Origin of the sequence: Nocardia sp. CA-119907, from assembly GCF_050955995.1 — a bacterium.
Taxonomy (GTDB): domain Bacteria; phylum Actinomycetota; class Actinomycetes; order Mycobacteriales; family Mycobacteriaceae; genus Nocardia.
On sequence record NZ_CP192091.1, the window covers coordinates 2,808,576 to 2,820,678 of the forward strand.

Annotated in this window: 1 protein-coding gene (running past both ends of the window); it reads right to left on the bottom strand. The window is 63.6% G+C overall.

All 12,103 nt of this window come from inside a single coding sequence — locus ACQP2D_RS12470, LuxR C-terminal-related transcriptional regulator (protein ID WP_433683862.1), on the bottom strand. Of the gene's 62,694 coding nucleotides, 24,360 precede the window and 26,231 follow it; the stretch shown corresponds to coding positions 24,361-36,463 (codon 8,121, complete, through codon 12,155, partial); reading right to left, the first codon wholly in view occupies positions 12,101-12,103. Both the start codon and the stop codon lie outside the window.

The window sequence follows — 12,103 nt, forward strand, 5'->3', positions numbered from 1 at the left end:
CTCCGGCCAGCCAGGCCACTGCTGCTGGTGGTACCGGTTCGTTCACGTCGACTGGTTGCTGTACGTCGAATCCGAGGTTCCAGGCGTCCTGGAACGCGCCTACCGCGCACGTGGGATCCACAGCGCCATCCCACGGTTGCGGGACGGCTGCGGTGGACTCGGCGGTCAGCAGAGAGGTTCCGGACTGGTGTTCGTTGTCTCGCGTGACATCGGTCGCCCTGGTGGTCGGTGTCGACGATGAATTTTCGGGATGGTTGCGGTCGCGTTGGTCGGCGTGCGCTCCATACCATTTGAGGTTCAAATGCTTCATCAGCAGCGCAAAGAGCACTCGCTGCCCATCGGTGGGCTTCGGTGCCTCCCCATCGATCGGATCGCCCGAATTGAGTACGACCGCGCCGACCGACTCCGCAAGAGCGGCCTTCTCGTCCAAGTGCAGATCTCGATGGAGGGACGAATGATCTTCGCGGTACCGAGCCTGGCGGCTGAAGTTGGTGAACTGCTGTCGCAGCCACTCCTCGAAATTCGTGTCATAACCATAGAGCCCTTTGGCTCTTCCATGGAGCCATTGGGTGAGCAACGCGGGAAACACATCATCCAAAACCGCGCTACCGGCCTCGGCGACCATGACCAATGCGAAGCGGTACCCGGCCTCGTCGAACGCCTTATGAACGCCGTATCTGAATCCATTGACATAATCCGTCGGGTACTTATCGCGAAGATAGGCTTCGTTGATGAATATCTCATTCACGCCGTCGGTGGTGTTCTCATCCGGCGTGGCCTTCATCGAATGGTCCATCCGTCGAGTACCCACCGCGCGGATTTCGACTTTGGGAAAAACGTCCCACATGGTTTGGAGGCCCTTGCAAAAGGTGCGGAATTTTCCCCCGTCGATACCCGACGTATCGGCCACTACCACTGGGATGCCGCGCTCAGCCTCAAACGCCGCCGCAATATCCGGCACATTGTCGTATTCGTTGCCCCACCGGATCCGTGCGCGTCGGTCGAACTCTGGGATGGCAGCATCGAGGAGATCCAGCGACTCCGGGTCCATGCGCAGCTGCGCGAACAGCAGCCGATACAGCGTCCGCGCTGCGTCCGAGGCGTTGTCCCATCCGTTGACCTCCACGTCGGCTACCGCCGCACGAGCGGCCCGCCGCACATCGAAACGTTTCGACAAGCCACGTCGTCCGAGGCGCATCAGGCTTCGGGGCTCGATGACAGACTCGCCGAGCTGGACGCGCACCCACTCCTCGAACGCGGTCTCGTCATCGACTTCCCCCTCAGGCCGAGATCTGACGTAGTGGTCGAAGAGATACTGGAAGCCACGCTCCTGCACCACGGCGACACCAGTGGTGTACTGGAATCCACGATGCCGCACCACGCCGACACCAGCATCGACGAGGGCGCTACCGATCGCGCCGACAACCGCCGCAAAGAGTTGTCGGCCGGCGGGCACATCCGGTGTGCCGAGCAGCCGAGGGTCGACGGTGATCGACTCGAGGAAAACTCGGCCATGATCGTCGCGATCCGCCTTGATGTCGATACCTTTGTCGCGGGTGACTTTGCCGACCGTAATGACGGCCCCATTCCGCACGACGATCTGTCGATGCTTGGTGAGCATGTGGTTCACGCCGCCAGCCACATTCCGTGATGCTTCAGGAGCGTTGAAGCCGACGAGTTCCACCTGCCACGTCCGCCGCGACCATGCAGCGACTTCAAAAGCCGAACCGCTGTGCAAGACCGCCTCGTCCAGCCAGTCACGGGAATCGTCCAGCACCCCTGCCATGGCGTCGGCCGAACGGTCGGATTCAGGATCCGCCGCTGCCTGGTTGAGGTTGTATTCGAACCACACAGTCTTGCCCCGCCGATGGAGGTCGACACCCCAATTGCCCCATCGGTGGAGGTTGACACCCCATTGATTTGCGGTGTCATCCACCGTGACGATGCCCCGGCTCGGAGTCCGCGCCGGGTCGAGCACCGGCAGCTGATGGCTATCGTCAGTGACCTCGACCCGCACAACGCCCCGATCGGACATTGTCGCGGTCACCCACGCATCGGAATCGGTGTGCCGGAACACGTTGTCGACCAACGCCGCGAACGCCAATTCCGGGAATAAGGTCTGACTTCGCCCGACGCCAGTGAGCTGGACGATGGCGTGGCGGACCTCGGCGATCAGTTGTCGCTGATCCCGGTTGATCCGCACGCCGGTCGTCAGGTCGATCGGCACGTCCGCACTGGAGGCGTCGGTGGGGGGGACAACCCACGGCGTAGGCCTGGGCATCCAATCGTCCTGCCAAAGGACGAAGCTGACTTCTCGACCTGGGGGCGTCCGGCGCAACGCGAAGCTCCATGACGCGGCCGACCGGTTCAACTCCGGGACCCAGGAATCTTGCGGCCCCGGCAGATCCGGCGTCGGCAACGCACGGCCCTCGGCCGTGACGGTGCAGTGCAACGAGGCGAATTTGACCCACATGGTTACTCGCGCACTACTGCTGTGACGAAACGCATCGTCCAACAACGCGGAGATCAACCGAACGGCCAAGGGCGTGCGGGGTGCATTCGGCCAATGCCCTGGCAGGAGACTCTTGATGTCCAGCTGGCCCAGCTCCCAGTCCTCCCGGGCGATGGTTATCGCATTCGAGGCTTCGCTGTCCCGCGGGATCGACGGGGCCTGGCCTTCGGCTTCTTCCGCGGAATTGCTGAGTGGTGTGGTGGGATCCTGCGGTTCTCGTGTGTGGTCGTCGGGGGGGAGTGCGCCGGCGTCGACTGGTCGTAGGGCCCGTCCTCGTGTCATGTCCGGGTCGGCGTAGGGGTTGTCTTCGCCGAGTCGTTGCTGTCGTGACTCCAGCGTGCTGTCGGCTTCCCGGCGGGTCAGTTGCAGGACATGTGTGGTCTGTATCGGGAATGGTGGATTATGCGGGTCGAGCACTGTCTTCGGCTGTGCCGCCTGCTGGTCGTGGATCCAGATCTGTTCGCCGTCGTTGTGGAGTAGGAATAGGTGTCCGATGGCGGCGCCGACGGGTCGGGCGTTCACCAGCATTCCCGCACCGGCGCCCAATCCGGTCAGGAGTTGTGCTGCTTCAGCGAGGCCGCCGTCGAGCCGTTGGTGGTGTGCTCCGGCCAGCCAGGCCACTGCTGCTGGTGGTACCGGTTCGTTCACGTCGACTGGTTGCTGTACGTCGAATCCGAGGTTCCAGGCGTCCTGGAACGCGCCTACCGCGCACGTGGGATCCACAGCGCCATCCCACGGTTGCGGGACGCCTGCGGTGGACTCGGCGGTTGTGGTCGCCGTTTCCTGCTCCGTCGTCGTCGGCACGGGGTGAGCGGTGTCGGTGGTTGCGCTGGCCCGCTGCGAATCCGGTTCGTCTGTGGTGCGCGGATCCGCCGACATGGCCAGATCGATTCCCGCTGCCAGCGCAGCTTGCGTGAGTTCCGATAGTTCACGGACTCCGAGTTTGCGGAGGATCCGGCCGGTGTGGCTGCGGACGCTCGCGGGGTCGATGTGCAACTCGGCCGCGATGTCCGCGGTCTTCATGCCCGCCACGCGCATTCGGAGGACTTCGGTTTCGCGGTTGGACAAGGTCACGGTGCGTGGCTGCCGCATCGAGGTTTCCGGTACTGCCACCGATTCAGTAGCCGGTGCTTCGGCCGGCACCGCGACCAGGGTCGCGCCAGGATCGCGAGGGGCGATGATTCCCCGGCGCAGTGCGGCCATCACCAATTGCACCCGGTCGTCGGTTCCGAACTTGCGAGCAATCCGTGCCAAGCGTTCGACGATGGTGCTCTGCGCCAATTTTTGCCGCCTCGCTATCGCGAGGTTGGACAGCCCGTCTGCCACCAGCTCGATCAGCTCGATCTCGTTGGGGGACAGTCGGGGGTGACTCCACTGCTTTTGCCTCGATCCGGGGCCATCGACACGGAGAATTCCCCGATGAGCCGCCGCCATCACCGTCGCAATCTGGCCGTGGGTCCCGAGCCTCCGGCTGGCTCTGTCCAAGTGGTTCTTCACTGTGCGCACCGACAGGTAGAGTTGGGCCGCGATCTGACCGAATGTCATTCCGGCCAGAATCAGCCCGAGTATTTCGATTTCGCGACTGGACAGTTCGCCTCGTTCGACAGGCGCGGTTCGTGCCGGATCCGGCGATGCTGCTGCCGTGACCAACGGTGCGGACATCTGATCGGTGGCGGCGTCTACCCGATCTTGGTCCAGCGTGCTCGGCTGTGCTGCTCGAGAATTCGTTGCGGCCGGATCAACGCCCGGTTCGGTCAGCGCCGCTGTGTCAGGAGCGGAGTCCTGCGCGGCCGTCAGTTCTTCCGCTCGGATGCCGGGCGAATCGCCGCGGGCTCGACGGGGTGTCTCGCTGACGGTTCGGCCCGGAGCCGTTGTGGGGCGGGGTTTGTCGGATGTCGGACGGGCGGGCGCGCGGTTGGAAATCGGCTCGACGGGGATCTGTGCGGTGACGTCGTGTTCGGCGGCGATCGCGATGACCAACTCGCGGGCGGCATTCCACAGTGCGTGGGGTTCGATTGCGGGATTGTGGGGGACTGTCGGTACGCCGGGACCGGTCCGTCTCGGGGCGAATCGGCCGAGCTGTTGTCGGCGGGTGGAGGGGAGAGCCCGTATATGTTCTCGGACCTGCGATGTGTTCACCTGGGCCAGCGCGGCCAGCAGGGGATCGGATGCCGTAAGTCCGGCACCGCGGATGACGAAGTCGCGAATTCGGTGCCAGATTTCGGCGATTTCGCGGTGTTGGGCGATGAGGTTGCTGGCGTTGAGGGCGACCCATTGTTCGATGGTTGGTCTTTTGTTCTGTTCGAGGTGATTGATCGCGCTTGCGCATGCCGCGTTGTAGATATCCTGAGCGACTTGGGAATCGGGCATTTTTGTCCGGATCCATGGGAATACGTTGCGTTCGAACTGTTCCCGGAGCAGGTCGATGGCCTGCTCTGGACGGCGTTGTGCGACGAGCCCGTCGATCAGCTGTCGGAGTTGGGTGTCGGGTATGGCCGAGGTTGCACCCGTACTTGTCTGAGTTGGACTCGACTCGGGCGTGCGAGCGTTCCTGCCCGACCAGGGGCTCGAGGGCGTGCGAGCGTTCCTACCCGACCAGGGGCTCGAGGGCGTGCGCGCTTCCCACTCCCCACTCTGGACCAGTTCGTCGAGCACGGCGTTGCGCTCTTGGCGCAGCTGTTCCAGCCGTGGTGCACCTTGTTCGGGCCGTGCGGGGTCTACTTCCAACGTGGCGGGCTCGACATCGTCGCGCATTTCGGCTGCGGCATCGCGCATTTCGCGTGCCTGCTCGCGTTGTCGGACCAGCCGGGCCCGCCGCGCGGACGCGTCCGCCTCCTGGTTGGGACGGACATCCGTCGGTTCCGGAGCCGGCTCGGGGTTGTTCGGCGAAGGTGGTTCGCCTCCGGTGTGGGCTGCGCTCTCATGCGCGCTGGAACTGCTTGCCGCCGAGCCGGTTTCGCCGACATCAATGGAAGACTCGGAACTGTTTGGGCCCGTCGCATTTCCGTGTTCGGGCATTCGGTCGGTCGGCACGGGGTCGGTTTGGGGCTCTTCGGCGCCGCGTTGGCGCTGGCTGTCAGGCCGTTGTCGATCCGTATCTTGCACAGCCGCTCGCAGCCTGGGCAGCTCGCGATGCAATAGCTCTTGCGGTGTGTTCTTCTTGCCTCCGTTGATCTCGATATCGGCGAACGAGTCCGCTACGGCCTCGCGCAAGTCTGCACGGCCGCGTTTGGAGATCCCCCTCAACCAGGTGTCCTTGTCCGATTGGATTCGGCCTGCGTTACGTCCCTCTTCATAGCCGGCATCGAGAATGCCGTCGACTGCGGCTTGGTGCTGCGCTTTGTCTACCCATCGGTTGTAGATGCGGTCCAGCGCATGAGCCAATTCATGGATCATCGTGTCGTAAACCGCGTGTCCGGTGCCACGTGGATTCCAGCCGGACTTGAAATCCTTCCGGAACTCCTCGCCAAAACCATGCGGATTCCGGAGATGCTCCGCGCGCCACGTGATGCGACAGACAGGACCTTCCTCTTGTTGCAGGAGTTGCGTGACAGCATCGGGGACCCCCTTCCCCTCCGGCACTAAGCGAGAAATTTGTGCAGCGTCTTGAACCCGTAGTTGCAGCGGTATATCCGGATGTCTCGTCAGTACCGTGTCGATGGCTCGGACGATATCGCGGACAGTTCCGACTCGGATCTCATTTCCCGCGCCGAGGGAATCCGCCCAGTCCGATTCGATCAGGTCGACTTGCGGATGACGCTCTGTCATCCTCTTCAGTAGCTCGCGCTTGGCCAGATCGGCCTCCGCACTCCGATGTGGCGGATCCGGCTCGGATCCTCGCCAGAGTGCATCGCGCCAATCCCCTCCCCATGCGAGGTCGTCCCCGGTGAAGCGCTGTACCAAGGCATCGAGCACGGCCTGCTCACGGCGAACTTGCGCCTCCCGCCAGGCATCCTCGCGTTCTTCAATCGCACGTTGCCGTTCCCGGCGGAAGGCCTCCTGTTCCTCGCGGACGATCTGTGGCTCCGCGGCCGGGATGCTCTGCCACTTCTGGTTCAGCGCCTCGTACAGCACTGCTTGTGGGGTGTCTGCTTTCTGCCCGTTGATCTCGATGTCGGCGAACGCCATGGAGACGGCATCGGTGAGGTAGGGAAACTGGTCCCACCATGTGTCCAGGTCGGTGTCGATCCGACCGGCGGCGCGCAACTCCTCGTAGCCAGCTTCGATAATAGTGTCGGCCTGCCTGCTGATTTCGCCGCCGGTTGCGATGTCGATGGCTTGACCGAATTGGCCTATCAGGACGTCGTAGACCGGGTGACCGGTTCCCCGCGGGTAGTAACCCTCCAGCACATCGCCCCGGAACTCCGCAGGGTCGACGACGAAGGCGTGGCTCAACGCGATCTCGTGCACTCGCCCGGTTTCGGGATTGCCGACCGTTTTGGCAGGACCAATGACTGTATCGATGTCGTCTCCGATGCGGATGATCGGGACATCGACATGCGGGCGTTTCGCCAGTACCGCATCGGTCGCCCGGACGATGTCACGAACTGCCCCGACACCGACATCCTCGTGATCGATCCCGATCACGTCGAAACCGATCTCTGACAGCCGGGGATGACGGTGTTTCAGCAGATCTACGAGCTCGCGCTTGGCGATGTCGGCCTCCGCGGTCCGCGGGGGCGGATCCGGCTGCGTACCTCGCCAGAGCACGTCGTTGCGGTCGTGCAGCGTGAACCCGCCTTCACTGGAGACGACGGGAGGATTCGCGTGCGCGTCGGCGGCGTTGTTGTCGGGATTGGTTGTTGCCGCGGTTACATCCCGGGGCGGGGTCGGTTGTGTGGTTGTCTGCCGCGCAGCGGGGTTGTCCTGAGCTGCGGCGCCGGGCTCGGTGGTGCGGGTATCGGTCGGCGTCAGCGTGAGATCGACCTCTCCGCCGTCCCAGGGGGCTTCGACATTGCCCATGCCGATCAGAGGGGTGGCAGGCGGCGTGGTGGCGCCCGGCTGAGCGGGCGTGGTTTGCACGGTGTCGTATTCCGTGCGTGCTGGGCTACCGGAATCCGGCTGCTCGGCGGTGGCTGGCTCGATCGGGGTGAGGCCACGTCGTTCGGCCTCGGCGTCGGCCAGCGCCTTGAAATTGCGGTGGACGAGCGACTCGCCCTTGGTCGGTGTCAGGGTGTCGACCTCGGCGGCCACCACCGATTCTGCCTCGGCCTCGGCCGGTTCGAGAGCCCCGTCCGCTAGACGGATGCCGTATGAGCTGAATTGCTCCGCCATCCATGGCCGCAGCACTCGGATATCTCTGGAACCGTAGGCTTCCTCGACATAGTCACCGGCCACCTCATACGCACCCGGTGCGTCGATGGGCAGCAGCGTGCGCACCAGATGGGCCAATTCGTGGATGGCCAGGCAGAAGTAGATGCGATCGAGATCGACGCGCAGCCGTCTGGCAGCCGCTTGCCTTATCGCGTCGGCGTGCTTCAGTGCCGGTGCGGTCATCCACAATTCGTTGAATACGATGCCATCAAGGGACGTCTCGCCGAATGTGCCAGGGTCCCCAGGGGCGATCTCGATCTTCAGGGCGGGTCGGCGCGACGGGTCTTTGAGTACCGGGAACCGGGCGATCATGTGCCGTATGGCCGCAATGAGCTGACCGGCGGTGTCCGCGGTGACGGCTGGGTTGTCGAAACCGATGAGATCGATGCCGTGGTCGGCTCGCATCGCCGCGACCATTGCCATCTTGGCCTGTTGTTCCTCCGGTGTCACCGGCTGGTACTCGGCCGCGAGTTTCCTTCGCGCGCGGTACTTTTCGGCCTGCTGCTGTGGCGCGATCTTGGTCAATAGGCTGTGTAGGAGCCGCTCCCCGACAAATGCGTCGGTCGGGTCGTGCTCCACAGCCGCGAAGGCTCCGGCCACCGCGGCCGGCGCATCGAATTGTTGATCGCGGTCGAGTCCGTAGTTGCGGACCTCGCTGTCGCGCCAGGCGTATGCCTGCTCCGGAGCCCACGGAGCGGGCGCTTCATGGCTGTCCTTATGGCGGTTGACAAGCGTCGACTTGGCTTTCTGCTGCGCGTACCGCCAACCCGCGTTATTGAGTGCGTAGCCGAATTCAATTCGGACCATTCCGAGTATCGGCTGGTCGACCGCCCCTACGGCGAGGCCGTTCTGCACCATCGCGGCCCAATTCGGAGCGAAGAACTCCGGGGAGGTGGCGAAGATGCTGGATAAAGTGATCGACCGCGTGAACGGGTAACTCGTATCGGTTCCGGCGACATGGTCGCTCATCGCGAACGGTCGAGCTTGCGAGACGGGCCCGATCCCGATCTGGAGCAGTTGGACGTGCGGGTATTCCGTCAACAGCTGGTGGATCGCTCGAGCGAACTCACGAACAACTTCCACTGTCACATCGGGTAAGTCGAATCCGAACATGCGGACCGCGTGTCTGCGCCACATCTCCGCGGCGACTTCGGCGCCCGTCGCGCAGGATTCGAACGGATCGGCTACGGACCGATCGATGGCATTGGCCGCGACGACGGAATCACGTGCCGCGCGCGCGAGGCGCCGATGCTGTTCACGCAGTTCCTCGGGGTAGCCGGGATCGTCGAACGGCAGTCGCTGCTCCGGGGTGGCAGTGCGCCAATGGTGTTGGAGCCGCCCGTTATGGATCCGGCTGCTGACGTACTCGAGGAAGTCGTCACTCGAGATATCGGTCCCCGAATCCAATGCGTCCTGGATGATCGGCAGTGCGATCTCGGCCAAGCGCAGATGTTCGGACAGCACGTCGTTCGGAAGATCGTGGAATTCCGTGGTGGCCAACGGAACTCGGTTGCTGCCGCCATGGGCGGATATCCAGGCCTCGTCGGTTGTGATGTCGAGCGCGGCGTCATAACCAGCGGTTTCGTCCGCCAGTTCGGTGGCGAGAACGCCGTACAGATGCGCTGCCAACCCGACGACCAGCGAACGCGGCGGCTGTTGTGCGGGAGCGACACTTGTTGCCTCTGCCGCCTGGATTTCGGAATCGCTTGCGCCCGAATCGCTCTCGTTTTCCTCGACGACTCTCTCCGATGCAGGCGCATCGTGTGTCGGTCCCGCGTTCGCTGCGGTGGCGTCACTCGTCACCTCCGCCGGTGTCTCGGTGGAATCAGCGGCTGTGTGTTCGGGTCGGCTGCTGTGCCCGCGCCCGACGACCGGTACATCACTATTCGAGCCCGCCACCACATCCGGCGCGTCGGAATCGGTTGTGTCGGTCCTGGATCCGAGTCCAGGGTTCAACGTGACGGTGACGAACCGTGGCCGGTATTTCGACATGTCGTCGAGCACGCCTTTGAAGTCCAGGCTGTTGAGGTTATAGCTCACGATCAGTTCGTCTCCTGATCGGAGATCGGGGTGTTCGTGAGCGTTATAGATGACTACGTTCGGGTCGCCGAATGATCCGGTGGCGCCGGCTTCGGGCGCTTGGTAAATCAGAGTGGGTGTGGTGAACGGGCCGGTAGGCGAGTCCGATAGACAGGCCACGATGCAGGGACTGACGGGTGCTGTCGTGTCCTGGGTGATCAACAGGTAGCGGCCGCGCCAGCGGGTCACGCTGTATTCGTTTGCGACACCGGGCATGACACGGGCGGAATCGTTTTCGTTCGCCGACCATCCGGTGCCGTCGAAGAACTCCCACTGCCCGCGCAGGTCGTCGCCGAGTACCCGAGCCACGTGCATGTATTTGTCGGAACCTAAATCTTCGGTGCCGTATATGTAGGTGTGTGTGCCGTCGTTGTCCAGCCATGCTGACCACGCGACCCCCGTTTCGGAGGGCATCGGGGTTGTGTCGATCAAGCTGAGATCGTCGGCGTCGAATCTGGCGAGCAGGTTGTCTTTGAAGGTGGCATTCATGACGCCACGACCGTTGCGGGCGAACCGGATGAACATGATGGAGACGGTGTTCCCTGCGACGTGTCCGCCACCGAGCCAATAGAACTCGCCCTTGCCGGCTTGCATCAAAGGTCTCGGAGAATCGGTCGTCCCGCGGTGCACGGTCGACATTTCACCGTCGCTCTGCACCACGAACGCGTTGTTCACCAAGTTGGCGGGTCTGCGCCTGGACCCGTCCGGATTCTTTGTCCCCCCGAGGAACACATCGGAGAACATCCACAAATGCCGGCCGTCCGGCAATCGCCGCGAATACGTACCATCCGCCCCCGTCCAGCCACTGTCGGTATCGCCGTAAGACGCGAACAAAGCCGTGAGTTCTTCATTGGGAACCGCCGCGACGACCAACTCCTCGCGAGGGCTTCGCGCGGCGGTTGCCGCCGATGAGTTCGCATCGGACTCCTGATGCGTGCGCGCTGGTTCCGCCGGTGTTTCGGTGGGTGCGGGATCGGGTTGGGGCGTCGCACGCCCGCTGCCCGGTTCTGCACCGGGCGGTGTGTGAAATGCGAAGTAGCCTTCGACCGGCGTCCCCTTCTTTGTGGAAGGCAATGCTTCCACTGGGCCACCATCGCTTCGGGAGGTGCCGACGAGGTCTCCGCGGGTACCCCGGTACTCCTTCGGCGGCGTGGTCCGGGGAGCTGGCTGCGACGTTCGCTGCCTTTCCCGCGTGCCGCTGGCCGTCGAATCGGGCTGCGCGGCGGGTGCGGCTCTGCGGGAAGCGGGGAGATCGACCTCGATGGGTACGGGTGTCGCGGCACCGAACTCGCGTGCGGGAACCTTCAACAGCGCGATGGTGATGTTGTCGTCCGCCCCAGCGGCCAGGGCACGCTCGCGAAGCGCATGCGACGCGGCGAGCAGATTCCCGTTGGATTCCGCCAACGCTTGTTTGACGATTTCGGTGAGTTTCTCCGGTGATGCTTCGCCGGTAATTGCCTCCAGGGCGCCGTCCGAAAACAGGCCGACAACGCCCGCACCGGTCAGGTCATCGATGGTTGTGGCATGCGATTCCCCGCCCTTCGAGCCCTTACCGAGATAACGCTCCAGGCCGCGATACATTGACGATCTCTTCGCCTGCTCTTCGGTCCAGTCGTCGAACACGCTCCGTATTTCCGCAATATTCGTGTCGTCTGCGGTGAGCCATTTCGAGGGGGCGTCGTCCAGGGCGAGCCACGCCGCCCGGCTGTCACCCTTCCAGTCCACGATGACCTGTCCATCGACCACCATTACGCCCACGAGTGTGCAAGCGGGAGGTTCCTTGTTCACGCCGACGTACTCGGGCAGGTTCGCCAGATCACAAACTGCCTTATCGGCGGCCGCGGTTGCCTGCTGCATTATCAGCAGTGGATCCCATGGTTGGCCGGGTTCGAGTTCGGCCAATGCTGCGATTACATGATCATGGAACGTGTCCGCAGCGACTCGCGCGGCATGATCTCCGCGGGACCTCTTGGATACACCGTCGTCCACCACCGCGAGATACACAGGCTGGCCGTCCGGACCAGTCGCTACCGCAATTCTGAACGCATCCTCATTGGTGGCATGTCCTCCGGCGTCCGGCCCCACGCCGATATCGCTGACCGCGGCGACAGGACCCAGATTCAGCTGGACGCGAGGCTGCGGCAGCGGCCAGGCGCCAGCCTCCTGTTCCGGCACCGATTGCGGCACGGCACTACCACC